Raw genomic sequence first — 25,712 nt, forward strand, 5'->3', positions numbered from 1 at the left:
CATTTTAACTATTTAATACATTTTTTAATTGTGAATTGTGTATCAAAATTGATCCAAAATGATGATGCATCATCAAGTTTTTATTTCTATTTGCAAATATTGTGCCAAATTGCTAAATTGCTAAATTTTTTAATTGTGTCAAAAATGTTTGAGCAATGCATTTATACATCTCTTATAATTAAATAAAAGCTTTTTTGCAAGTTTGTTTGGGGAAGGAAAATGGCGTTTTAATAATTATTTGATAATTATAAATTTATAAATCACAAATATAACAATTAAAAAAATAATTAAATAATCAAAATTGACGGGCAAAATGGTTTGCCTAGTAGCAAAAACGGCAACAAACAAACAAATGCATTAAAAAACCAAGAACAAAGAACAAACAATAAAATGTTTTTGAAATAATAAAAATAAATAACTTTTTTCCTAACATATTTTACCATATTTAAAACCATTTAACAATGTTTTTGTTGATTTGGATACAATTTTGTTACTTTGTGCTACCAAAACCGCCTTTTCTGGCAAAATTATTTTCTTTTTCTTGGGTAATTTGAAAAAAGGGTTGAAAAATTCCTTGTGCAATTCTTTCGCCTTTACAAACTTGAACTGGGTTTTTAGAAAAATTATACAAGGCAATAAAAATATGACCTTCATTTTGCAAATTATTATAATAATCACTATCGACTACTCCCACGCCGTTGGCAAGGGTTAGTTGTTTTTTCAAGGGCAAAGAAGACCTTACATAAATTAATAAAACTTCGTTCCAAGGAAAAGATGCTTTAATTCCTGTGGGAACCAAAATGACTGTTTGCGGTGGGATTTCCATGCTTTGGGCTGCTTCAAAATCATAACCAGCGCTGAATTTGGTTTGACGTTGGGGAAGGTTGATTCCTTGATTTTGATAACTGCTTACTTTTTCAAAAAAACGGTTTGTTTTATTCATAAAAATGAAACCTTGGCTTTCTTTTGGGGTAGTTAGTAATTTTACTTTTAAATTAATAAATGCAAATCACAAAATAAAAATAATACAAAACGAGAGACAAAAAATAATTAAAAAGGTGGCAAAAATAAAAATTTTCAACAAAATAGGTTTAAATATTATAAAATTAAAAATATTATAAAAAAGTTAAAGATTCCAATCAACAACTTTAATTCCACAAGTTTGTAAATAAGTATTAGCACGAGAAAAAGGTTTAGATCCAAAAAAACCTCTATGAGCGAAAAAAAGGGGAAGGATGGGGGCTTTTAATTATGCAATTTTGGGATTGACAAATATATTGTTCGTAGGTTTGAGCAAATTTTCCCCACAAAATATAGACTATATTTGGTTTAGCTTGCAAAGCTTGAAAAATAGTTTTGGTAAATTCTTGCCAACCAATTTGATGGTGACTTAAAGGTTTATCTTTTTCAACAGTCAAAATAGCATTAATCATCAAAACGCCTTCTAGCGCCCATTTAGTTAAATTATTGGTGCGAGCAGTAATTTGTAAATCATTTTGTAATTCTTTAAAAATATTGGATAAACTAGGTGGTTTTTGGAAGGTTTTTACACTAAAAGACAACCCGTGAGCTTGATTTTTGCCATGATAAGGATCTTGCCCCAAAATAACTACTTTCACTTTTTCAAAAGGAGTTAAATTAAAAGCTGCAAAAATATCTTCTTGATTGGGATAAATAATTTTGTGATTGGTTTTTTCTTCTTGCAAAAAAGTAAATATTTTTTTTAAATAAGGTTTAGTTTTTTGATTATTAATGATTTGTTGCCACATTAATTGTTTACCTTTTGGTTTGTTATTGTAAAATTGTTGTATTATTTTGTAATTTGGTGTTATTTGATTGCATTTTTGTAATTATTTGGCTGCTTTTAATTCTTTAATTAAGGAATATAAGAGATACGCCATAATCATTAAATAAACGATTATTAAAAACAAATATAAGGGATTTTCGAATAAAAAAGCAAAGAAAGAACCAATATAAGCAAACAGATCAGAAAAGAAATTTTTGATGGATGGAAAAATATAACGGTCTTTACAAACATATTTGCCTACAATTTTGTGATAAGGAATTTTTTGTTCGTATTTGTGTTGGGTATCATTTGCATCACCCCAAGTGCCAATTAATTCGTTTTTTGAATCATTATAAACGACTCTATGAATAATAAAACGATGTTTTTGGGCTGCTTGTCTTTCTTGTTCAGAAACATTAGGATTATTATAATTAGGGTTTTCAAAAATTACAACATCGCCGTTTTTTGGATGAGTTGTGCCTACTTTATAAGGTTTGGTTGTAGGATTTTTGGTGATTTGTTTCCCATCAAAAGCACCAACAGGCATAAGTTTGGAAGCATCCCAAACACCTCTAATAAAAACTAAATCCCCTATTTGTCCTGAATCCTCATTTTTAGGACCATGTAAAAAAGGTTCCATACTACCAGAAGCCACAGGAAAAGCAGCAATGCCTAGATATTTGGCTGAATATTTAGGAAAAAAAGCATTACCCAAAGAAGCAATAAAAAGATAGATTATAAAAAAATCTAAAATAATAATCATACTTTTTTTTAAAATTAAAAGGATAGATTGGTTTTTTTGACTTTGTGGCGGAGTTTTTGTTTTATTTTTGAACATAAATAATTACCATAATAATAATTGTTTCCTTTTTTATTTATTAACTATGAATTATTTTTAACTATACAAATTAATTATAGCATAGAACAAGATTTTTTTTTGATGAATCAATTATAAGTGCTAAAAAATATTATTATTATAAAATAAATGTTATAATATTACTGAAAATACAATATAATCCAAAGTATTATAAAAATGCTTAATCTCACAATAAATAAATTAAATGAAAGATAAATTAAATTAAATCTATGAAAATTATAAAATTAAGAACTAGGTTCGCAACTGTTACAACTACTTTTACATTATTGTTGTTAGTGGTGCTAATTTTTAAATCTTTTGACAATATTGATAATATAATCCTAACAAAAAACAAACCTAATCATAATGTGGATGTTATTCAAGAAAAAATCTATAACATGGATGGAAACATTGACCATATTTTAGATTATGATAGCAAAACAAATAAAAAAATTAAACTCACAGCGTTTAATGGTGATGAAAAGTGTGTTTGGTATATCATAGAATATGATTTGCAAACTGCCAATAAAATGAAACATACTGTCTTTAAAAATGACAGAAATATCTTAGATATTAAAGAATACGATCCGCATACGCAAAAATTAATTAAAGAAATAATTTTTGCAGAAGACAAATCAAATATTTTATATATGTATGAATATGATGCTAAAAGCGGAAATGTTATAAAAGAAACTCACCATAATAGTAAAAATGGCAAAGTAGAATATGTTTTAGAATATGATCCTCAAACCCAAAATAAAATTAAACATACAAAGTATTTCCCTAATGGCAATATTGATTATATAAATAAATATGACCCCAAAACAGAAATAAGAATTTGGCGTGCAAAATACAAATATCAAAGCAAAAATGATGATAAAGAGTTTTATGATTATGATCCTAATAGTGGTGATGTCATAAAAAAATAATGGTAATTAGAATTGTTTGTAAAGATTTTGCAAGGAAAAATCAGGTAATCTGTTTACAGGCAAAATCAAAACTAGTTTAAAAAAGGTAGTTTTTTCGAAATGATAAAAAGAAAAAGCATCCAAAAAGGAGCTTTTACATACTTTCATCCTAATATTTTTATTTAATTTTTTAATTGTTTTTGTTTTTTATGTCCTAAAGCTTTATTGATGTGCAAAAAGTCTTCTGGATGAACGTACAAAACTCTATCATCAGAACTGTAATAAGTTTTTTTAGTGTAATCTTGTAAAATTTCGAACTGCATTTCTTCGATGTTATTTAATTTTTCTAAAACTTGTTTTAAAGTTTCTGGGATTTCATCCCAAAAATTCTTTTGTGAGTTAAAAGTTTGGGCATTATTAGGAATGGTATCAGCTTTGGATTGCTGTTGTTTTTCTTCTAATTCTTTAATTTTTTGTTTCATTTCTAATTCAAAGATCTTTTGATTAAAATAAGTTTCAAGCATTTTATGCTTTAATTCTAAAAGATCGGTTTGCGAAAGGTTGTTATTTTTTTTGTCCATCATCTCCATTAATTTTAAATTAATTAAACAATTAGAATCAAAGTCTTTGTTATTAATCAAAACATTGGGAATTTGAGGTTGTTCGTTTTTATTTTCGTTGTTTTTGCTCTCTTTAGACGGTTTGGAAGGACTAAAAAAAGCTGCAATACGAAAATTAACAACATAAATGAAAATTAGCGTTTTAATCACTAATTTTACTAAAAGAAATATCAATACAGGGAACAAAACAGCGCCAACAACCCAAATCCAAGGATTATTGGAAACCCAAGTTCCCAATTCTTCAAATCTCAAAAAACCAACCTCCTAATAAAAGCGTTTGTAAAACTTTTATACTTTATTTGTTAGCTTTATAAAAAACTTAAATATAGCTTATATTTATTTTATCATAAAACTTTATATCTACACCTTTATTTAATCAAAAAAAGAAACAATTGTCAATTGATTTTGGTGGTTTTTTAAGATAAAGTTGTTTTTTTTTGGGTAGTTTGAAAAAGATAAATAAGGTTTTTTTTTAGATTTTAAGAGCAAAATGATTAAAAAATGCGTTTTAAAATATCTTAATAAAGTAAAAAAATGATTGTCAAAAAAATTAATTGTTTTTTTATTTTATTAAAATATTTTTATTGGGGTAATTTTTTTTGGCAGGGATATCAGGATTCGAACCCGAACGAGCGGTTTTGGAGACCGTTATGCTACCATTGACATCATATCCCTTCATTTACAAGTAGGTTGCATGGTACGGGTGACAGGATTTGAACCTGCACGCCTAAGCGCTAGATCCTAAGTCTAGTGCGTCTTCCATTCCGCCACACCCGCGTTTACCTTTGTTATTTTTGTTCGTTAATCACTCATAAACACTTATAAAATGGCAGACCCAGCTGGATTTGAACCAACGAATCACGGAGTCAAAGTCCGTTGCCTTACCACTTGGCTATGGGCCTCAATATAACTTTATAATCTGGATATTTTATCATTAAATAATGTTTGTAATAATTTTTGTATTTTTATATTTTGTGAAATATATTCTGGGGCGGCTAGTGGGAATCGAACCCACGCATATCGGCGCCACAAGCCGCCGCGTTAACCACTTCGCCATAACCGCCAAATAATTTTAATAATTAAAATTCAATAACATAGAATATTATACCTTGATTTTGTTAATTTGTAAAGTAAAAAAGTTAGGTGGGTTGTTTTTTTTAATGATAATTGAGTGTTTTTTATAAGTTTTTTGCAGTCAATATTTTTGGTGGCGATGTTTAAAAAAGATTTGAGGGAATAAATTGAGATAAAAAATGTGCATTCCAAAAATCTCAAAAGAAAAAAAGATAAGTCTAAAAAGTTCCAAAAACAAATGCCAAAAAAACGCAAAAAACAAATTACCAAAACATTTCCCAATAACAAGCCCTTAAAAAACAAATTCTTAAAAAACAAGTTCTTAAAAAAATAATATGAGCGATGAAATTATGGAAATTATTTTTATCAAAATGAAACTGACTTTGCAAACTAACAAAAAATAGCTAATTTTAGTTGGCGGAGGAAGAGGGATTCGAACCCTCGCATCTTTTGGATCTACACGCTTTCCAAGCGTGCCTCTTCGGCCACTTGAGTATTCCTCCAAAAAGACCAAAAACTATAAAAGTGATTGGGTTTGTGATTTAATTATTAGCCGCAACAGCAAAAACATTCTTGCTGATCGTCTTTATCTTGATTAGTTTGATTTTGTTGTAAACGCAAAACATCTTGAGCAATAGCAAGTTCTTCATTGGTAGGAACAACAAAAGCTTTGATTGCAGAATCAAAAGTTGTAATAAGTTCTTGTTTGCCTTGAACTTTGTTTTTTTCTTCGTCTAACTTAATTCCTAAAACTGATAAACATTTAATAATTTCAGAACGGAAAAAAGAACAATTTTCGCCAATACCAGCTGTAAATACTAAAGCATCAACGCCTTTTAATAATACGTAATAACTAGCAATATAATCCACTATACGCTTAACTTGGATGTCGTGTGACAAAATGGCTTGCTGGTTGCCTTCTTTAATGCTTGCCAAAATATCACGAGTGTCATTAGAAATACCTGATACTCCTAAATAACCTGATTTTTTATTCAAATCATCGATAACACAAGCAACAGTTTTGTTTTCTTTTTCAGCTATAAATTTCACTATTGCAGGATCAATATTGCCACTACGAGTCCCCATAGGAACCCCTTCTAACGGAGTAAAACCCATAGAAGTATCAACTGATTTACCAGAATCAACTGCACATAAAGAAACGCCGTTGCCAGCATGACAAATAATGATTTTGGCGTTTTTTTTACCCAAAATTTGTTGCATTTGCTCAGTTATATATTTATAAGATGTACCATGAGCTCCGTATTTTCTAATTTGGTATTTTTGGTACCAGTAATAAGGAGTGGCGTATAAAAAATTAACTGCGGGCATACTTTGATGAAAAGTAGTATCAAAAACAGCTACTTGAAAAACTTGGGGAAGTACTTTTTGAAAAGCTTTAATACTTATGATGTTTGCAGGATTGTGTAAGGGAGCTAGGTCGCATAAACTTTCAATTTGAGCAAGAGTTTTTTCAGTTAAAACAGCAGAATCGCTAAATATTTCTCCACCTTGAACTACGCGGTGCCCTACTCCTTCGATTTCTTCGAAAGTATTAATAACTTTTTTTTGAATCAAAGCATCTAGCAATAACTCTACTGCTGTTTGATGATTTAGCACTTCTAATACTTGTTTTTCTTTTTTGTCTTTGGTCTTCATTGTAAAAACAGCCTGATTGCTACCGATTCTTTCAACTAAACCCGAAACAATTACTTCTTGTTGTGGCATTTCTAATAATTGAAATTTTAAAGAAGAACTACCAGAATTTACCGACATAATTTTCATATATTTTTCTCCGTTTTTTGTTGTGTAATAATTTATTTGTTGTTTGTATATTAATTTTAATTGTTTTTTGACTTAATTTTTTTGGGTTGGGTTTGGGATTGGGATTTTAATTATTTGTTATTTGATTTATTTTTATTTTTAATTAATAATTTCTTTTAATGAGTGGAATTATTTTTGGGTTTGTAATTATTTGTTTGCAAGTTTGATTTCTTTTTATTGTTGGAAATTTTTCAATTTGTTATTAATTTTTGGGCAAAATTTCAAGCAAACGATATATGCCCCAAGCATGAAAACAAGTTCCTGCCATAACAAAAAGATGCCAAATAAAATGAAAATATTTTTTATTATCTTTAACATAAAAATAGATGCCCAAACTGTAAAAAACACCGCCCAGTAAAACAAAATGAAAAATATTGGCTTTCCACATTGCAGGCACTAACAAAAGCCCACTCCATCCAAGCAAAGCATAAAAGATTAAATGAATGATTTTTCCTTTATTCATCCAAAAAACTTTACATATAATACCTGAAAAAGCCAAAATACATTGGCAAACAAAAAAGCATTGTCCTTTGGAAATTGGCACATTTGATTGAGGAAATAAGGGTTTTTGCAATTCTGGCAAAAGTAACAAAATAGGGGCAAAAGTCCCCCAAATTAATAAATAAATACTAATGTGATCGGTCTTTTGAAAAAAATTATGAGCTTTGGTAAAGGATAAAGAATGATACAAAGTACTCATCAAATAAAGAATAATCATCGATATGCCAAAAACAAGTACAATATAACCGTTAGGATTTGACATTAAAGAGGCTTTAAGACAAAAACAAACAAGAATAAAAACTCCTAAAGGAATCATTAAACCATGGGAAATGGCATTGGCAATTTCTTCGCCCAAAGTTTGTTTATCACTTGGTTTAGTAGCCCATTTCACAATAAAACTCCCTTCTTGCTTGGAATATGTAGCAATTACTGAGATTATAAAAAGTTTAGAAATTAAATAAGTTATAAGGAAAATAAGGAAACATTTAAAAAATAATAATTAACTTTATTAAATAATTTATAAATTAGATTAAGTTATAATAAAAACTAATTCTTATATATTTTACCACATAAAAGTAGTTGCTAAACTAAATTTGTAAATTGACAAAAGATAAAATATGAATTTTTCAACATTTCCAAATATAATAATGTATAGTCAGTAAATAATAGTATAATATTTAAGGAAACTAGTTTTCTATAGAAAGGATTTTGTTATTTTTCATGAAATCTATTCAAACTAAATACTACAAGTATTTAATAATTATCACATTTATTATCGCACTAATAATTTTGTTATCTGCAATTATTTTTATTAAACAAAAAATAAATCTGTCCCTAATGCAAAATTAAGCCACATCCTTCCTGAAATCAAACCCGATACCAAGACAAACATTATTGAACATTATTTAGGTCTCAATCCTAATTTAGAAAATTTAAAAACCGAATTTAGAAAAATAAACCCTGATTGAAACCAAGAAGTTTTTGCTTATAATTATCATATTCTTTCTAAAAGTAATGCAAATCAAAAAATTACTGATGCTATCCAACACAAAATTTTTGCTATTTTTTAAACTTTAATGATGAAAAAATGAAATCATAAGTAGAAAAAATAACCCAAGCTTTATTAGATAAAGATACTTTAAGTCAAAAAGAAATTTATGCTTTAGATGAGACACAACAACCAAAAGCACAAAAAGAAAATTCTGCAAAAACTAAAACTAAAGTAGGTAATAAACCTAACAAAAATAAATTAGCTACTGTAAAAAAATAAATTAAAATCGTTTACACACATTAATTACAATCAAACAAATCCCAAAGAGGCTTTTTAAAGTCTCTTTTTTTATTAATCCCAAATGATTTATAATTTTGTTATAATTGAAGTATCAAACTCTCAAAAACTAAATCAATAAAGAAAGCAAGGATAAAAAATTGATAGCTGAAGTAATTATAGATATAAAAAATACATATCAAGGAATTAACAAACCTTTTGATTATTTGGTACCACCCCATTTTGAAAAGATAATCAAAAAAACAATGAGAGTTGTAGTTCCTTTTGGTAATACTAATTCGCAACGCTTAGGCTATATTATCAATTTAAAAGAAAATAGCAAGTTCAATAAGAACTTAAAAGAAATAATAACTATTTTAGATGAAACTCCTTATTTTGATCAAGAATTTTTTTTATTATCCCAAGAAATGTTAAAAACTCCTTTCATTATTAAAGCCTTAGTTTATGAAACTATTTTCCCCAAAGAATTTGTAAAATCTTTTTTAAAAGAAATTAAAATTATAAATAAGGAGTTATTTCCTGAAAATCTCAAAGGTTTTTTCGCAAACAAAAAGGAACTTTTTTTAAATCCCAAAAACAAATCCCAAGAAAAACTATTAGAACATTTTACAAAACTATCTAAGAAAAAAATTGTCATAATCAAAGATATTTTACAACTCAAAGAAAAAAACAATGAAAAAAAAATATGCATTTACCACCTTAATCCGCAATTAAGTGAAAAAAAAGATATAAAATTAACACCCAAGCAAAAAGATTTTATTGCAAAATTAAAAGAATTAAAACAATTAAAACCTTTAAAACCTTTAAAAATTTTAGATAAAACAAGCTCAAATGAAATCAAACATAGCAAACCAAAAATAAAAACTCAAGAAATCACAAGAAAAAAAGCCTTAGAATTGACTTCAAACAGCATTATTCAATCCTTAATCCGCAAAAAGATTCTTTTACAAACAGAACAAAAAATAAGTATAGTTCTAAATCACAACTTTGATTTACTTGCAGAAGACAAAAAAATAATTTTGAATGAAGAACAACAACAAATAGCACAAAAAATAAATCTTAACTACCACAAAACTTATCTTTTACACGGAAAAACAGGCTCAGGCAAAACTGAAATTTATCTCCATTTAATTACCAAAGTTCTCAATCAAAATAAACAAGTTTTATTATTGGTACCTGAAGTAATGTTAATAGCTCCTTTAATGCAACGCCTCCAAGCCAAATTCACAAACAAAAATATAGCTATTTTAAACAGTTATTTAAGCCCCAAAGAACATTTAGACCAATTTTTAAAAATCAAAGAACAACAAGCCTGCATTGTTTTAGGCACTCGTAGTGCTATTTTTGCTCCTTTAAATAATTTAGGAATTGTCATCATTGACGAAGAACACGACGAGGCTTTAATAGAAAAAGAGCGCGCCACTTATGATGCAAGAACCTTGGCACAAATAAGGGCTAAATACCACAAAATTCCTTTAATTTTAGGAAGCGCTACTCCTTCTTTGGAAAGTCATTATCAAGTTTTACAACAAAATTATCAACTTTTAAGCCTTACCAAAAGAGCTTTAATTGATGCTTTACCTCCCATCGAACTTGTAGACATGAAAGAAGAATTAAAAAAAGGCAATTTAGAACCTTTTTCCCAAACCCTAAAACATGCATTAAGGGAAGTTCTAGCCAAACAACAACAAGCCATTTTATTTATCAACACTAAAGGTTTTGCACCATTTGTTTTATGTCGTTTTTGCGGCTTTGTCCCCAAATGCCATAAATGCAACAATAGCCTTACTTTTTATCAAAAACAAGAACTATTAAAATGTAGTCATTGCAACTATAAAGAGCAATTTACACCAAAATGCATGCGCTGCTCCAAAGAACAAATAAAAGAAGTAGGCGTTGGTATCGAATACATCGAAGCTTATCTCCAAAAAGAATTTTTGCAAGCAAGACTTATCAAATTTGATTCAGATACTATCACAAAAATTAGTCAATACGAAAAATTATGGAACGATTTTAATCAAGAAAAAGCAGATATTTTGTTAGGAACTCAAATGATTGCCAAAGGACTTGACTTTCACAAAGTTACTTTAGTAGGTATTTTAATGGCAGATTCTTTACTTAAAATTCCTAGTTTTAAAGGCTCAGAAAAAACCTTTCAATTACTCATTCAAGCAGCAGGACGTTGTGGCAGAAAAGAACAAGGCAAAGTAATTGTGCAAAGCTATAATATAGACCATTTTGCAATTAATGCGGCAGTCAAATATGAAGAAAAGGAGTTTTTGAGACAACTTTTAGAAGAAAGAAAAATGTCACAAAACCCTCCATTTGGATACCTGAGCCAAATTTTAATCTCTCATAAAGATTTTAAAAAAACTTTTGATATTGCTTATCGCATCAAAGCAGCATTGTCCAATCGCTTTTCACACAAAATAACTGTTTTAGGTCCTGTTTTATCACTTATTCCTAAAAAAAATAACCGTTATCGCTGTTTATTGACACTAAAATATAGCATTTGGCCTTTGGATCTAGATTTTATTTTGGAAAACAACATTCACCAAGATGCTTTAATTATTTTTGATAGGTTTGCTAATTTATTGTGAACAAATTATAAAATCCAAAGATAAATTAAAATTGCATGGAGGCAAAAAAGAAACGCCAAACCAAAAGGCAACAATAATAGCAAACAGAAGTTTTTGAAAATAGTCATCAATTTTTTCAATTACCACAAATCACAAAAAAATCACAAAACCAAAAGAAACACCCAAATAAAATTACTATTCTTTTTTATTGCTTTTATTTTCCATTAACAAAAAAATATGTACCATAAAAAGCGATCAAAAACCAATGAAAAACCAGCAATTATTTTACTTTATAAATTGACATTTTTTATTATTTATGTTAAAATGAGATTAGTTAGTTATTAAAAATATAAATTAAAAGCGAGGTGTTGTTTCAAAAAAATATGGACGATAGTGATAGTATAAAATTTAGCACAATAAAGATCTTTGAAAAAAAGACATTTGTGGGTAAAAAATCAAATTTAGCAAATAAAAAAATGTGCATTAATGCCAAAAGTTATTTTTTCTTATGAATCCGATAGTCATATTGATTATTTTAATCGCATTAAATGCTTTTTTTGCAGCTTGCGAAATATCTTTTATTTCTACTAACGAAAGCAAAATTGAATTAGATATCAAAAAGGGCAATAAAAATGCTCTAAGAGTCAAAAAAATCAAAGCCAAACCAACCACTTTTTTATCAGTAATTCAAATTATGATTCACATCATTACTTTTTTTCAAGGAAATATTGTAACATCTTGTTGGCTAAGAGAAACAGAAGGGCATTTTTCATTACATAACATCGGAATTGAGGCTTTAATTATTACCCTTTCTATTATTTTTGGAGAATTAATTCCTAAACGCATAGCAATGCATGCACCTTCCAAAATTGCTTATCTTTTTTCTGGTTCTATTTCCTTAATTGCTTGGTTAATTACGCCTTTGGTTTGGATTTTGACTCAAGTAAGTAATCTTTTTCTTATTGTTTTCGGACTAAATCCTAACAAAAATAGCATACAAGTCTCAGAAGACGAACTACGCTTAATGTTAACTTCAAGTTATCAAAAAGGCATCATTGACAAAGATGAAAATAAAATGATTCAAAATATTTTTGAATTTGATCACACAAACATTTCTGAAGTAATGCGCCACCGCACCGAAGTAGTTGCAATTGATGTTGAAATTACCAAAAAAGAATTAATTAAAACTATCCAAAATGAAAAATACACACGTTTTCCAGTTTATGAAAATAGTATTGATAATATTATAGGCATTTTACATGTTAAAGATATTTTTAATTATTTAATGTCCTCAAACCCAAATAAAATTTTTGATTTGAAAAAATTCATTAGAAAACCTTATTTGGTCCCAGATACAAAAAATACTAATGAATTTTTCCGCGAAATGAAAAAAACCAAAACCCATATGGCAATAGTAATTGACGAATATGGTGGCACAGCTGGAATAATTACTTTTGAGGATTTAATTGAAGAGATCTTAGGTGAAATTTCGGATGAATACGACAACGAAGATCTAATGATTAAAGAAGTTGCCAAAAATGAATATATTGTTAATGGATTTGCTGATTTAGAAGAGGTCGCAGAAGCAATTAAATTAGAATTTAACACTGAAGATTATGATACTTTAAGTGGTTTTTTAATAGGACAATTGGGAAGATTCCCCAAACCAAATGACAAAAATACCGAAATCATTTACAAGAATTTTAAATTTACAATCTTAAAACACAATGATAAAGTAATTTCTCAAATCAAAATCACAAAAATAGATTTACAAGAAGAAATAAAATAAATAAAAAGAGCAAATATTTTCATATTTGCTCTTTTTTTATACCTTTATAAATTTGTTCAATTAAGAAATCATTTATTTTCAAATAAATAATAATGGGTAATACAAAATCAAAGTTTAGAATTATACCCATTCATTAAAATATTAAAATCCACATCTTGGATAAAATTAAATATAATTTTATTAATAATATTAATGTTTTTTAAAATATTTTTTTGACTGCTTGCATTGACAGGCGTTAAAAGATATTGATCCAAAGGCATGCAAGAATCTAAACTTACTCCTATTTTTAACCTTTTAAATTGTTTAGTGCCTAAACGATCAATAATATTCCTTAATCCGTTATGCCCTCCATGACCACCTTGCATTTTTAACTTTAATTTGCCTTCATCCAAATAAATATCATCTACAATAACTAAAATATTTTCTATCTTAATGCGATATTTATTTATAATTTTTTTTACCACTTCACCTGATAAATTCATATACGTTTGTGGTTTAATCAATAATGATTGGTGGTGGTTAAAATTAATTTGATAAATGTGGGCGGTTTTGTCTTCCTTCAAGATTTGATATTTATTTTGACTTAAAAAAGAATCAACAACAGCAAAACCAACATTATGACGAGTTTTTAGAAATTTGGTACCTGGATTGCCCAAACCTACAATAAGTTTCATCGTTTTTCCTTTCTTTTTGTTGTGTTTTATTATTTCATTTTATTATTTATGATAAGCAAAAACAAAAAGCAAAACAAAAGCCGTTTACAAATTTATTTTTGCAATTATATATTTGAATTATTTTACTAATTACATTATTTTTTGGAATTGCACAAAGAAAAGTGATTTTAATTTTTGTATTTTGTGCGCAAATTATTTTTAATAACAAAGATAACAAAATACCAACACCAATAAAGAAAAAAGATGCCTTTATTAAAGCATCTCTTATATAAATTATTGAAACAAATAACAAAGAAAGAATTATTTATTAATATCTTTTAAAATATTTTCTATACGGCGTCCATAAGATAAAGATTTATCATATTTAAAAACTAAATCAGGTATTTTACGAAAATTTTTAATTTTTTTAGCTAATTCTAACCGAATAACAACTTTATTTTGTTCAATAGTTTCTTCTGTTAATTTCAAAACAGTTGGATCATCGCTTAAAATAGTGTAATAAATATTAGCAAAAGACAAGTCTTTTGTTACTTTAACATCGGTTAAATTAATATATCCTATTTGTTCGTCTTGAATAACATCATTAATTAATACCAATTCTTTTTGAATTAGACTAGACAATCTTTCAGCTGTTGTTACCATTTTTTATTCCTCTACTTTGCTTAGTTTAGATGTTTCTATTATATCATTAATTTCAAAATCATTAAAACCATCAAGTAAAATGCCGCACTCATAACCTTGTTTGGCAGATTTAATGTTGTCTTTGAGATGTTTTAAGGATGCAATTTTACCTTTAAATAAAACTTCATCATTGCGCATTACTTTGGCAAAATCGCTATTATTGACAATACCTTGTGTCACATAACAACCAGCAATATTGCCAACTTTACTGATATTAAAAATTTTTCTTACTTCTACTTTACCAGTAACCACTTCTTCAAAAGTAGGCTTAATCATAGATTTTAATTTTTGTTCAATATCTTCAATAATGCGGTAAATAACATTATGAATAGTAATTTTTACTTCTTGTCTTTGAGCAGATTTGAGTGTGGAAGAAGCAGGTTTGATATTGAATCCTATTAACAAACTGTCTGATGATTTGGCAAAAGCAATATCTGTTTCTGTAATGGTGCCAACAGCAGCGCGCAAAAGTTGCACTTTAAGATCAGATACTTTAATTTTAGCAATCATACCTTGAAGCGCTTCCAAACTTCCTTGAGTATCAGCTTTTAAAATGATATTTAGTTCTTGCGTTTTTTCGGTTTCTAAGTCTTGTAAAATATCTTCTAAATTAAGAGGTGAAGGGGTTTTGGCTAAAGTTTCTTTAGTTTGGGATTTTTTTTCGGCTACAATTTGGCGTGCTTGTTTTTCATTAGCAACGGCGTAAAAAATATCTCCTGCTTGAGGCACTTCTTTTAATCCTGCAACACGCACAGGTTGCGAAGGTAAGGCTTTGGTTAGTTTTTTTTTGTTTTCATCTTCCATGGAACGAATTTTTCCATAAGAAGCTCCAGCAACGACGATATCGCCTACTTTGAGGTTGCCATCACTTACAATAAAAGTAGCCACCAGTCCTAAAGATTTATCAAGGCTTGCCTCAATAACTGTTCCTTGAGCTTTTTGATCGGGATTAGCTTGTAAATTTTGGATTTCACTAACTAAAAGAATAATTTCTAATATTTTTTCCAAACCTTCTCTTTTTAAAGCAGAAATAGCAATATAAGGAGTAGTGCCGCCCCATTCTTCAGGCAACAAATCATAACTAGATAATTCTTGCATAATTTGTTGTGTGTTATTATTGGGTTTATCAATTTTATTTAAAGCAACAATAATAGGAATTTGGGCTTTTTGGGCGTGCTTCAAGGCTTCTAAGGTTTGTGGTTTGACACAATCATCAACTGCTACTACCAAAATACAAATATCAGTAATTTTAGCTCCTCTAGCCCTCATCTTATCAAAAGCTTCATGTCCTGGAGTATCAATAAAAGTTATTTTATTGCCTTGGTATTCAACTTGATAAGCTCCTATGTGTTGGGTAATGCCTCCAAATTCTTGATCAACTACACGAGTTTTTCGAATGGCATCTAATAGGGTAGTTTTGCCGTGGTCAACGTGTCCCATAATAGTTACAATGGGCGGTTTTTTTTGAAAATTAAGTTTTTGGTTGGTTTTGGTTTTAGTGAGGGAAGGCTTTTGCGGTTGAAGTTGTGGTGGGGTGTGTTTTTCTTGGGGTTCGCTTACTTGAATATTGTAATCTTTGGCTAAAAGTTCAACAATATCTTTTTCTAAGGTTTGATTAACATCTGCTTTAAGTCCTAATTGTAATAATTTTTTAATTAAAACAGCACTGGTAATACCAAAAACTTGAGCGATTTGAAAAACTTTGTCTTGGGGATTAAAAACATAGTTTTTACTAGCAAAATCGTTTCTCAAATCCGTTTTCTTGGATAATTTAGGGGTAGTATTGGATGAATTTTCATTATTTGTTTTTTTGTTAAGGGTCATTTACATCCCTCCTTTAATTTTAATAATTTTTAATGCATGAAAATAAAAGATTGCAACATAAAAAATAAATTGGGCACAAAATAAAAAATATGAAGTGTGAAGTGAACAAAAAATATTTCAAAGATGGAAAAATGCATAAATAAAATATAAAAATGTTTGCTAAGTTTGTAAAGCAATCAATTTTAAAAGAGTTTGATATATTTCTTCAGGAACTTTGGTTTTGAGTTTTTTATCTAAAAGTTTCTTTTTTTGCGACAAAATAACATATTCAAGTTTTAAAGTTAGATATGCTCCTCTTCCTTGAAGTGCTAAATTAAAATCAATAGCTACTTTTCCTTGTTTAGTGCTATTTATTCTAATCATTTTTTTGATATCTTGAATTTTTTTAGAAACTATACAAGTTCGCAAAACAGTCATTACAATTAAATTAATCCTTCTGTTTGGGCTTGATCTAAGGTTTTGATATCAATATTCCACTTAGTTACTTCCACTGCTAATTTAACATTTTTACCTAATTTACCAATCGCTAAAGAAAATTGGTCGTCAGGAACAATTGCAAGAGCGTATTTGTTAATGTCGTCTTTGATGACAACTTGAATGCATGAAGCAGGTTTGAGGGCATTTGAAATAAGTTCTTGGGGATCGTCGCTCCAAACAAATAAATCAACTTTTTCGTCTTTAAGTATTTTGATAATATTTTTAATACGGTTACTTCTTTCGCCAATACAAGAGCCAATGGCATCTACTTGAGCGTCGCAGGACAATAAACCAATTTTGGTACGTTCGCCAGAAATGCGGGCAATCCCTGCAATTTTAACGATGCCTTCTTGGATTTCAGGAATATTTTCTTCTAACACTTTAACTACAAGTCCCACATGATTACAACTGACAAAAATCTTAGGCCATTTAGTAGTTTTTCTTACTTCTGACAAAAAAACTTGAATTCTTTCGCCTACTTGCATTTCATTATTGGAAGCAATTTCTTTTTTAGGCAGCAAGGTAGTAATTTCTTTTTCTAATTCCAAATTATAAAATTTATCGTTTTCCGAAATAATTTTAGCGCTAATTAATTTGCCTTCTTGTTGTTTGAAAAAATTATAAATGTTTTCTCTTTTCTTTTTGGTAAGCTCTTCGTTGAATTGATTTTTAAGTTCTTTGACAGCGTATAGATTAAAATCTTTAGGATCAACTTTAATATCAATTACTTGACCTATTTTGGCATGAGGCTTAATTTGTTGGGCTTCTTCAAGAGTAATGGGAGTTGACTCTTTTAAATTAATAGTGCTCATAGTAGCTTCGTCGGCAACCAAAAATTGTTTATATAAAATAATTTCGCTTTTGTCTTCTTTTAACTGGATTTTACAGCTTTTAACTTTATGATTTTTTTTGCAACCAGAAATCAATCCTTTAGCAAAAGCATCAATAACTTGGTCTTTATCTAAATCTCTTTCTTGAGCGATTTTATCTAAAAGTTTAAAAAAATTCTTACTAATCAAACGATACCTCCTAGTAAATATATCTTGTTAGATGTGGGCGAATTTAACATTAACAAACGCAACCAACTAAAACCAGATACAAAATAAAAAAAACAGTGATTTGTTACAAGCACCATTTTTATCTTTTGATGAAAAAAAATAACTCATAATATAATTATATCATTTCCCAAGGCAAATAACAATTTTTTATGCATCCTTAAGGAATTTTGTGAGTAAAAAGGAGATAAAAAAATAATAAATTTGACTATTGGACAATATCTTTAGGAGTTAAATATAAGAAATTAGGTTTTTGGGTTTGGCTGATAAGTCCTTTCAAAATTTCTACCATTACCCAAGTATCTTGTTTGCAATATTGTTCTAAGGCTTGAAATTGCGCTTGAAATTGCAAAGGAGACATTTTAGGCAGTTGAATGTAAGTTAAAAAAGCCTCAATACCATTTTGAATAACTAAATTTTTATAATTCAAATTGCAAAATAAAGGAGTAATTTTTTTGATAGAAAAAGAACCTTGCAAATGGGGATGATAAAAATTAATGCCTGCGGCTTGTTCAGAATCAAATCCTAGGTTTTGATAAAAAGTTTTGCTGCCTTTTAGAAGGTCTTTAAGGTCGAAAATACGCGTAATAATGTTTTGGATTTGCAAGGAATATTCAGGAAAAAGCAAAGATAATTCTTGAAGTCGTGTTTTTTCAAAAGCTTTATGATAAACAATAATGGAGCCTCCATCATCTAAAATGGCATTGGTTAGTTTTTCTAATAGGGTTTTTCTGTAATCGGCGTGATCGGGTGCCAAAAAAGAAACGTGATTTTTATCTTTGTTGCACAAACCAGGGGCTTTTTCGATGTGAAGTGAAAATTGAAATAAGGATTGGGTATAGGGTTTTTCGCCTTTAAATCTAGGAAAGGGACACGGAAAAGCCTCAAAATCTAAATAATAAAGAGGGTATTTTAGAATTTGCAACCCTGCTTTAATCTTATCAAAACAATAATAAGGAAGCTTTTTTTGGGTAACTTTTTGTTGCACTTTGTTATCAAAACGATTCAACCAAGCAAAAGGAATGTCAGAAACATGATAATATTGTTGCAAAATTAACTGTTGTGTTTCGTGTTTTTGTTTGTTTTGGGAGTCAAAAAAACCTAAATGATTATAAAAATAAGTAAAAATACTGTCTTTGGAAGGGATGTTTTCATAAAAATGAAGTATTTTTTCAGGCAACAAATAATAAGCAGAAGTGCCGTTTGGCTTGTTAGTTTTTGAAGACAAATAAGAAATTAAAAGATTGGCATCATTTTCTAATATTTGAGTTCCTTGTTGTGTAATCAAAGTCAAATCAATAAAAGTAAGCAAGTTAGGATCCAAAGCCGCATTACAACTTTTGCAATCATAAACATAATCCGAATTAAGAACTACCAAATAATACTCTATTTTTTTCTTTTTTTGTGCCTCAGTTAAATTGTTTTCAATTACCCATCTTTGATAAGTTAAATCATAGATGTATTTTCCTTCTTGTGATTTGGGATTAAAAAAAGTTTGCATTTTTTTTTGATAAGATGGGTTGTCTTGATTGGAGCCCTTGCAAAAAGGTGATAAGGTGTTAGGACTTGTATAATGGAAAAAAGGCATTTTTTCTTTGTTATCGTTTACAAATTGCAATTTTAAGAATTTTTTGCTAGTAGTAGTTTTAGTTTCAAAAATACGAATAGTAGTTTTGTCTTCTTGATATCCATCTAAAAAACAATAAAATTGATATCCTTGTTTATTCATTTGAAACTTTTTTTGTTGATAAGTTTCCAAAGAAAAAATAACTTCTCCTGGAAAATGTTTTTCCAAATAAGAACCTACCAAAAGCTCTAATTGTTTGTAATAAGGTTGCATAATGTTTAAATGTTTTTGGTTTAAAACAGTTTGATATTCGTCTTGCTCGCTTAGATTTTCTTGTAAAAAAGCAAGTTTTTTAGCATAAGTTTCTTCATTAATTAAATCTTTGAGTTCATTGGAAAAATCCAAAAGAAACTGAGATTTATTTTGATACAAAAACTTAAAATTCAAATATTTTAAAACTTTTAAAAACTTAATAAAACGAGTTTTAGAAATTTTCATTCATGTGTCCTTAATTATTGTCTAATTTGATATCTGCATAAAAGCAAAAAATACAAAATAATTGATTATTTTGTATCATTATTATCGCAAAAATTTAATTGTTATAAATTATTGTTAAACTACAAAAAAATACAAAATATTAAGCAATTTAAGTTGGGGATTTTTAAAATTGGTTTTTTATTCATTAAAAAATACAAGGGTTAAGGTTTATTGTTTTTGATTAAATTTTTTTAATGTTTTTTGAATACGCAATTTAGCATCAAAGTCTTTTAAAGCATTTCTTTTATCGTGTTGTTTCTTACCTTTAGCTAAGGCAATTTCTAATTTAACTAAATTTTTATTAAAATAAACTTTTAAAGGAATAACAGACAATTTTTCAGTTTTAATTTTGTTTTGAATTTGGATAATTTCATGTTTTTGCAACAAAAGCTTTTTAGTTCTATTTTCATCATATGCCAAACAACAACTAAAAGGATATTTTAAAATAGTCATATTCACTATAAAAGCTTCTTCATTTTTGATATGAATATAGGAGTTTAATAAATTAATTTTTCCTATTCTAATTGATTTTACTTCGCTTCCTAATAATTTGATTCCTGCTTGATATTTTTTCTTTTCTAAAGAATAATCATAAAATGCTTTTTTATTAGTGATAATTGTTTTCATAATTGAAACTTTTCCTTTGCAAAATGAAATAAATGCAATAATCAAAATTGAGTTAGTAAGTTTTTTTAAAAATAAGTTTGTTGTACAGTATATTTATCACCAATATTATTGTCAAATCTTTTCTTTTCAAACATTTTAATCAAATATTAATCAAATAATTTAATTACAATTGAGCCTTATTAAAACTGAAAAATGATATGGAGGCAAAACACAAATAAACTTTATTTGCAAAAATATAAGAAGGTTTTTATTGCTTTTTTTCTTTCTTTAAAGAAGTTTTAATAACTTTTTGATAAGTTAAAAGACTTGTTTCAATAGCACTAAATGCTGCTTGTTTATCTTGTATAGCTTCAATAACTACTTTTTTCTTTTCCAAAGCTTTGTAATTTTCAAAAAAATGCTTAATTTCTGCAATCATTGGCAAAGGCATATCTTTTAAATCTTGTAAATGAGAAAAATACTTATCAAAAACAGGAACTGCAATTACTTTTTCATCTAATTCATCATTATCAATCATTTTAATTACTCCCAAAGGACGACATTTTACCAAAGTCATAGGATCTAGGATTTCTTGAGATAACACCAAAACATCTAAAGGATCATTGTCTTCACAATGAGTTAAAGGAACAAATCCATAATTAATCGGATATCGAAAAGCAGTTGTCAAAAAACGATCAAGCAACAAAAGACCTGTTTCTTTGTCAATCTCATATTTTTTTTTACTTCCTTGAGAAATTTCAATAACTACTATAAACTCTTCTTTGGTAATTCTTTCAGGATTAATATCATGTAATATATTCATTTTTAAACCTCTTTATTATTTTATTTATTTTATAATTTGTTTTATGATATTTTATTGTTTTATTTTTTTTCAATAAATTTTTATCTTTGGTAATTACAAAAGATACATTAAAATACTTCCTGCAACTGCAACATTTAGGCTTTCGACATTTTGAGTGCAAATATTTACAAAATAATCAGAAAGGGCTTCTGTTTCCAAAGAAATCCCTTGTCCTTCGTTTCCTAAAACTAATACTTTTTTAGGATATTTTTTAGCATCTTCCATAGTAATATTGGCTTTTTGGGGAAAAGCACTAAAAATAGAATAGTTTTTTTCTTTAATTTCTTCTAAAAAGGATTTGGTGTTGCCTTTTTTTAAGAAAAGCGAAAATAAGGCACCTTGGCTTGATCTAATAGTTTTTTCATGATAAAAATCAGCGCTATGAAAACTGGCAAAAACTTGATTAAACCCAAAAGCACTAGCAGAACGCATTAAAGCTCCTAAATTAGCAGGGTCTTGAATATCATCCAAAACTAAAATTTTATCAGACAATAAATTATTCTCTGAGGTAGGTTTGCAAAGAGCCATTTGCTCAAAGACAGTTTTAGTTTGAGATAATTCTTTCATCAAAGAAGGCGCAATAAAAGTCCCTGGTTTTTCCTCATTAGAAGTAAAAATGGTAACAACAGCGTTGTTTTTTTGTGCTTGTTCAATGAGATGATCACCATATACTAAAAATTGTTGATATAAATCGCGATATTTTTTTAATTGTAATTTTTTTAATTTTTTAAAAGTAGGATTTTGTTTCGATGTAATCATAAATGTTCCTTTGAATGAAATTAGTAAAGCATAAAAATATAAAATTAATTTGCATTTTACGATCTTTTTAAATATTATTTTATTGAATTGTTTTTTATTGAATTGTTTTTTATCTTTTGTATTTTAATATTGACTTACAATTGTTTGCTCTGGATTTTGTTCGCAAAAATGCTTAATTGATTCTTTTACATCAAAAAAACCATAATCACAGATATTAAATTGCAAATGTTGGTCTATATTTAGAGTAATTGTATTTTGAAAAGCATCATTTAATAAGGGGAAATAATCTATTTTTTGCTCTTCTCTTTTAGCTTTTAGAATAGTTGGTTTAGTGGTGGGATTTTGAGGCAAATAAAGAGTACAACAATCATGAAAAGCACGAATAGAAATATCAAAAGTATCAATTTGTTTAGCTATTTTAATTATTTCATTTTTATCCATAGTAACTAAAGGTCTTAAAATAGTCATACTCGTTACTTGAGTAGTTGTCTGCATACTTTCCAAAGTTTGACTTGCTACTTGTCCTACTGATTCACCATTAATTAAACATAAATGATTTTTTTGAAAAGCAAATTGAGAAGCTAAACGATACATCATCCGACGCATAACATTAATGATATAAGAATCTAGAACTGTTTTAGTAATTGTTTCTTGCAAATATCTAAAAGGCACTAAATGCAATTTAATTTGATTACCAAAAGCATAACGACTCAAAACTTTAGCTAAATCAATTACTTTTTGGATTGATTCTAAAGGAGTTAAAGGGCTTGATTCAAAATGTAATAACTCTACTGTAATACCTTTTTTCATCGCCAAATAAGCAGCTACAGGAGAATCAATACCACCACTCATCAAAACAGTTCCTCTACTAACAGAAGAAACAGGAAACCCTCCTAAAGCTTGAGTTTCATCACTTTTTAAATAAAGATAAGTTTTTTCTTTTCTAATACTAACATGTAAAATAACTTGAGGATTTTTAACATCAACTATTAATTTACCTTCAAACTGCTTTAAAATTAAAGGAGCAATTTGTTGGGTAAGTTCCAAACTTTTTAAAGCAAAACTTTTATCTTTTCTAGTGGTTTCTATTTTAAAAGAAGTATTTTTTGTAATTTTTTCTTGCAACAATAAACAAGCTTTTTGAACAATATCATCTAATTGTCTACTTGCTTGACTTACTACAACAAAAGAAGAAATCCCTGATACATAAGATAATCTTTTAAGAATTTCTTTTTCTAAACTTGCATCATAAATATATTCTAGATAAGCATAATCGTGTTTAAAATACATTTGAACGTTGCAAAGGTCTTTAATTTTATTTTGTAATAATTGTCTTAATGTATTAATGAAAGCTTTTTTATTTTTTCCTTTTAAAAATAATTCTCCAAATCTAATTAAAATTTTTTTTTTTGATACATAAAGTTCCTCACATCAATATTTTGTGTATGAATATTTTTGAATAAATTATATTTAAATATCTTTATACACTTAAATATTAAAATATAATAACTTTTTACAGCTTAATTATAACATGAATATAACTATTTTTGTGATACAACTGCATATTGATAAGTTTTTGCCTTAAATACTGCAATTATAATTTATACATCCTCATTTATATAATATATCTTTTTCAACAAAAAAGATTAACTTTTGCAAAAGTTAATCTTTCCATATAAAAAAATATTTAATTATAAAATAATCTAAAAATAAAAAGGACTCCCACCAATAAATTCTTTTAACAAAGACTCATGAAACACTAAATTAGAATCAAAAGATTTAAAAAAACTTAACAAATTTAAAAAATACTGAGCTTTATCAAAATACTTACTTGTTTCAGGAATTTGCAATAACAAAGGAATTAAATATGGTTTCAAAACATTAAATTCATAAATTAATTCAGAATTGAAAACAAAATCAGCTTCTTGTTGATTAGGATAAATCCATCTAAACTCCCCTTTTCGCACAGAATCCCAAAACTCAAAAGTCCTTAAAATAGTAGTATTCCTAGAAATATAATCTCTTATAGCTCTTCTTAAAAACCTCACATCGGTTAAATGTAAAGGATTGTGGAAATCTAGTGATAATTGATGTTGTGGGGCAATATAGATTTGAAATTTTTGTAATCTTGGAATAAAAGGAGTAAGTTTAGGGTTTATGGCATGTATTCCTTCTACCAAAATAATATGATTATGGGTTTGAATATCTTTTTGGGTATGACTACGAGTAACAAAATCAAATTGGGGAATAGTAGTCTTTTTGCAAGTCAGCAAATCATAGATATTTTGATTAAATAAAGGAATATTTAAGGCATCAATACTTTCAAAATCAAAGGAGATGCCATCTTTTTCTTTGGGAATATCTTTCAAAGGCAAATAATAATTATCCATAGCAATAATAAAAGTACAAATTCCAAACGCTTGTAATTGTAATTGTAATCTTTTAGCAAATGTAGTTTTTCCACTAGAAGAAGGACCCGAAATATTAATAATTTTAAGATTGGAGGCACGTTTAGCAATTTTAGCACTTAATTGTTGCAACTGATTTTGATGATTAATTTCTGCAAGATTAATTAAATTAAATTGACTTTGAGCAGTTTTGGCAAATTGATTAATTTGGGAAACATTTTGCATTTGAATAGTTTTTTTAAAAGCCAAACTTTGAGTAAGCATTTGTTCAAATAGAGGTTCTTGTTGAAAAGGAGGAATTTTTTCATCACTAAAAGGAGTTATAAATTGCATAACAAACCCATTTTGATGATAAAATAAATGATATTTATCTAAATAACTAGTGTTAGGAACTAAACCTTGATACATATAATTACAATAGTTTTGGCAAAAATAAAGGGTAGCAAAGGAAGGAGCTTTTTGTTTGAGGAGACTAATTTTATCCCCAAATCCCAAAGATTGATAAATTTGCAAGGCTTTTGCAAGGGGAAATTTCTTTTTGGTAATATCTAATTTTTGCGATACTAACAAATGCATTTCTTCTTTAATTTTTTGAAACATTTCTGGCAAAAAGGTAATTTCTTTGGGAAAAGATACCAAAATACTAGAATAACTATAATAAGTAAAATGTAATGAAATATTTTCAAAAAGTTTGTAAGATGCCATAGCAACTAAATATCTTAAACTAGCTTCATAAATATTTACAGCCGCAGCGTTCCAAGCGCCTAAAAAAGTAATTTGATTGATGGGGGCATGCAATTTAAAGGTAAGTTCTTTTAATTTATTGTTTACTTTAGCAGCATAAACATTTTTAAGGTTTAATTGATTTTTTAAAGTCTCTAAACTAGTGTTTAAAGGAACATTTAGGATGTTTTGATTATAATAAACTTTTAGCACGATTCCCTCTGATACTGATAATATATTAAAAACCTCAATTAAGAGGTCTTTTTCTAAATAAATAAAATTATTGTAATGTTTGTGAATTGCAATAAATAATATTG

Annotated in this window: 19 protein-coding genes, 5 tRNA genes and 1 pseudogene; 3 read left to right on the forward strand and 22 right to left on the reverse strand. The window is 27.8% G+C overall.

The genetic code is table 11. The annotated features are described in order from the left end of the window. Positions 1-490: 490 nt before the first annotated feature. The 3 genes and pseudogenes from dut to MBSPM3_RS02295 form a co-directional block, all read right to left on the reverse strand. Positions 491-943, reverse strand: coding sequence for a dUTP diphosphatase (gene dut, locus MBSPM3_RS02285; RefSeq protein ID WP_069028337.1), 453 nt, complete (start codon positions 941-943; stop codon positions 491-493). 183 nt (positions 944-1,126) lie between these two features. Continuing rightward, a pseudogene (locus tag MBSPM3_RS02290) lies at positions 1,127-1,769 on the reverse strand (uracil-DNA glycosylase). 81 nt (positions 1,770-1,850) lie between these two features. Next, complete coding sequence (locus MBSPM3_RS02295) at positions 1,851-2,624, reverse strand: S26 family signal peptidase (RefSeq protein WP_069028338.1); 774 nt, start codon at positions 2,622-2,624, stop codon at positions 1,851-1,853. A gap of 317 nt (positions 2,625-2,941) precedes the next feature. Between MBSPM3_RS02295 and MBSPM3_RS02300 the strand changes: the two genes are divergently transcribed. Then, positions 2,942-3,571 carry a DUF2963 domain-containing protein gene (locus tag MBSPM3_RS02300; protein WP_232308829.1) on the forward strand — a complete coding sequence of 210 codons (630 nt, stop codon included), beginning with the start codon at positions 2,942-2,944 and terminating at the stop codon, positions 3,569-3,571. Between the two features lie 161 nt (positions 3,572-3,732). Here the strand turns inward: MBSPM3_RS02300 and MBSPM3_RS02305 are convergent, their stop codons facing one another. The 8 genes from MBSPM3_RS02305 to trhA form a co-directional block, all read right to left on the reverse strand. Further along, a complete protein-coding gene (locus tag MBSPM3_RS02305) occupies positions 3,733-4,422 on the reverse strand; it encodes a hypothetical protein (RefSeq protein WP_069028340.1) in 690 nt (229 codons plus the stop codon). Between the two features lie 348 nt (positions 4,423-4,770). After that, a tRNA-Trp gene (locus MBSPM3_RS02310) sits at positions 4,771-4,845 on the reverse strand. A gap of 20 nt (positions 4,846-4,865) precedes the next feature. Next, a tRNA-Leu gene (locus MBSPM3_RS02315) sits at positions 4,866-4,947 on the reverse strand. 50 nt (positions 4,948-4,997) lie between these two features. Beyond that, a tRNA-Gln gene (locus tag MBSPM3_RS02320) sits at positions 4,998-5,072 on the reverse strand. Positions 5,073-5,157: 85 nt separating this feature from the next. After that, positions 5,158-5,233 (reverse strand) — tRNA-His (locus tag MBSPM3_RS02325). Positions 5,234-5,659: 426 nt separating this feature from the next. Further along, positions 5,660-5,747, reverse strand: a tRNA-Ser gene (locus MBSPM3_RS02330). A 46-nt stretch (positions 5,748-5,793) separates the two neighbouring features. Then, positions 5,794-7,026 (reverse strand): acetate kinase, encoded by a 1,233-nt coding sequence (locus tag MBSPM3_RS02335; protein ID WP_069028341.1) that lies wholly within the window; start codon positions 7,024-7,026, stop codon positions 5,794-5,796. Positions 7,027-7,267: 241 nt separating this feature from the next. Beyond that, on the reverse strand, positions 7,268-7,957 hold the full coding sequence (gene trhA, locus MBSPM3_RS02340; protein WP_069028342.1) for a PAQR family membrane homeostasis protein TrhA: 690 nt from the start codon (positions 7,955-7,957) through the stop codon (positions 7,268-7,270). Positions 7,958-8,994: 1,037 nt separating this feature from the next. On the opposite strand from trhA, the gene priA reads away from it, so the two are divergent. Next, complete coding sequence (priA, locus tag MBSPM3_RS02345) at positions 8,995-11,454, forward strand: replication restart helicase PriA (RefSeq protein ID WP_069028343.1); 2,460 nt, start codon at positions 8,995-8,997, stop codon at positions 11,452-11,454. A gap of 487 nt (positions 11,455-11,941) precedes the next feature. Continuing rightward, a complete protein-coding gene (locus tag MBSPM3_RS02350) occupies positions 11,942-13,222 on the forward strand; it encodes a hemolysin family protein (RefSeq protein ID WP_069028344.1) in 1,281 nt (426 codons plus the stop codon). A 107-nt stretch (positions 13,223-13,329) separates the two neighbouring features. Here the strand turns inward: MBSPM3_RS02350 and pth are convergent, their stop codons facing one another. The 11 genes from pth to MBSPM3_RS02405 all read right to left on the reverse strand — a co-directional run bounded on the left by pth (position 13,330) and on the right by MBSPM3_RS02405 (position 25,608). Continuing rightward, a complete protein-coding gene (gene pth, locus MBSPM3_RS02355; RefSeq protein ID WP_069028345.1) occupies positions 13,330-13,896 on the reverse strand; it encodes an aminoacyl-tRNA hydrolase in 567 nt (188 codons plus the stop codon). A 300-nt stretch (positions 13,897-14,196) separates the two neighbouring features. Further along, on the reverse strand, positions 14,197-14,538 hold the full coding sequence (rbfA, locus tag MBSPM3_RS02360) for a 30S ribosome-binding factor RbfA (RefSeq protein WP_069028346.1): 342 nt from the start codon (positions 14,536-14,538) through the stop codon (positions 14,197-14,199). Between the two features lie 3 nt (positions 14,539-14,541). Further along, on the reverse strand, positions 14,542-16,401 hold the full coding sequence (gene infB / locus MBSPM3_RS02365; protein ID WP_069028347.1) for a translation initiation factor IF-2: 1,860 nt from the start codon (positions 16,399-16,401) through the stop codon (positions 14,542-14,544). Between the two features lie 159 nt (positions 16,402-16,560). Continuing rightward, positions 16,561-16,818, reverse strand: coding sequence for a YlxR family protein (locus MBSPM3_RS02370; protein ID WP_069028348.1), 258 nt, complete (start codon positions 16,816-16,818; stop codon positions 16,561-16,563). Positions 16,819-16,823: 5 nt separating this feature from the next. After that, entirely contained in the window at positions 16,824-17,897 is a 1,074-nt protein-coding gene (gene nusA / locus MBSPM3_RS02375) for a transcription termination factor NusA (protein ID WP_069028349.1), read from the reverse strand. Between the two features lie 244 nt (positions 17,898-18,141). Further along, positions 18,142-19,998, reverse strand: a complete 1,857-nt coding sequence (locus tag MBSPM3_RS02380) for a DUF2779 domain-containing protein (RefSeq protein WP_069028350.1) — start codon at positions 19,996-19,998, stop codon at positions 18,142-18,144. 207 nt (positions 19,999-20,205) lie between these two features. Continuing rightward, positions 20,206-20,664, reverse strand: a complete 459-nt coding sequence (smpB, locus tag MBSPM3_RS02385; protein ID WP_198143619.1) for an SsrA-binding protein SmpB — start codon at positions 20,662-20,664, stop codon at positions 20,206-20,208. A gap of 247 nt (positions 20,665-20,911) precedes the next feature. Further along, positions 20,912-21,466, reverse strand: coding sequence for an inorganic diphosphatase (locus MBSPM3_RS02390; RefSeq protein ID WP_069028351.1), 555 nt, complete (start codon positions 21,464-21,466; stop codon positions 20,912-20,914). A 93-nt stretch (positions 21,467-21,559) separates the two neighbouring features. Next, the gene (locus MBSPM3_RS02395) at positions 21,560-22,264 is read right to left on the reverse strand and encodes a TrmH family RNA methyltransferase (RefSeq protein WP_069028352.1); all 705 of its coding nucleotides are present in this window, start codon (positions 22,262-22,264) and stop codon (positions 21,560-21,562) included. 123 nt (positions 22,265-22,387) lie between these two features. Beyond that, the gene (gene thiI, locus MBSPM3_RS02400) at positions 22,388-23,665 is read right to left on the reverse strand and encodes a tRNA uracil 4-sulfurtransferase ThiI (protein ID WP_069028353.1); all 1,278 of its coding nucleotides are present in this window, start codon (positions 23,663-23,665) and stop codon (positions 22,388-22,390) included. Positions 23,666-23,967: 302 nt separating this feature from the next. Beyond that, a complete protein-coding gene (locus MBSPM3_RS02405; RefSeq protein ID WP_069028354.1) occupies positions 23,968-25,608 on the reverse strand; it encodes a nucleoside kinase in 1,641 nt (546 codons plus the stop codon). Between the last annotated feature and the right edge of the window lie 104 nt (positions 25,609-25,712).

Origin of the sequence: Candidatus Phytoplasma zeae (assembly GCF_001712875.1) — a bacterium.
In the GTDB taxonomy this organism is placed as follows: domain Bacteria; phylum Bacillota_I; class Bacilli_A; order Acholeplasmatales; family Acholeplasmataceae; genus Phytoplasma; species Phytoplasma asteris.

What these genes read in the sequence shown, in the direction of transcription:
- MBSPM3_RS02390 (WP_069028351.1), bottom strand. Translation starts at nt 21,466, where the DNA reads ATGAATATATTACATGATATTAATCCTGAAAGAATTACCAAAGAAGAG.
- MBSPM3_RS02395 (WP_069028352.1), bottom strand. Translation starts at nt 22,264, where the DNA reads ATGATTACATCGAAACAAAATCCTACTTTTAAAAAATTAAAAAAATTA.
- MBSPM3_RS02380 (WP_069028350.1), bottom strand. Translation starts at nt 19,998, where the DNA reads ATGAAAATTTCTAAAACTCGTTTTATTAAGTTTTTAAAAGTTTTAAAA.
- infB (WP_069028347.1), bottom strand. Translation starts at nt 16,401, where the DNA reads ATGACCCTTAACAAAAAAACAAATAATGAAAATTCATCCAATACTACC.
- MBSPM3_RS02350 (WP_069028344.1), top strand. Translation starts at nt 11,942, where the DNA reads ATGAATCCGATAGTCATATTGATTATTTTAATCGCATTAAATGCTTTT.
- MBSPM3_RS02295 (WP_069028338.1), bottom strand. Translation starts at nt 2,624, where the DNA reads ATGTTCAAAAATAAAACAAAAACTCCGCCACAAAGTCAAAAAAACCAA.
- rbfA (WP_069028346.1), bottom strand. Translation starts at nt 14,538, where the DNA reads ATGGTAACAACAGCTGAAAGATTGTCTAGTCTAATTCAAAAAGAATTG.
- dut (WP_069028337.1), bottom strand. Translation starts at nt 943, where the DNA reads ATGAATAAAACAAACCGTTTTTTTGAAAAAGTAAGCAGTTATCAAAAT.
- pth (WP_069028345.1), bottom strand. Translation starts at nt 13,896, where the DNA reads ATGAAACTTATTGTAGGTTTGGGCAATCCAGGTACCAAATTTCTAAAA.
- smpB (WP_198143619.1), bottom strand. Translation starts at nt 20,664, where the DNA reads ATGAAAACAATTATCACTAATAAAAAAGCATTTTATGATTATTCTTTA.
- MBSPM3_RS02370 (WP_069028348.1), bottom strand. Translation starts at nt 16,818, where the DNA reads ATGACTGTTTTGCGAACTTGTATAGTTTCTAAAAAAATTCAAGATATC.
- MBSPM3_RS02335 (WP_069028341.1), bottom strand. Translation starts at nt 7,026, where the DNA reads ATGAAAATTATGTCGGTAAATTCTGGTAGTTCTTCTTTAAAATTTCAA.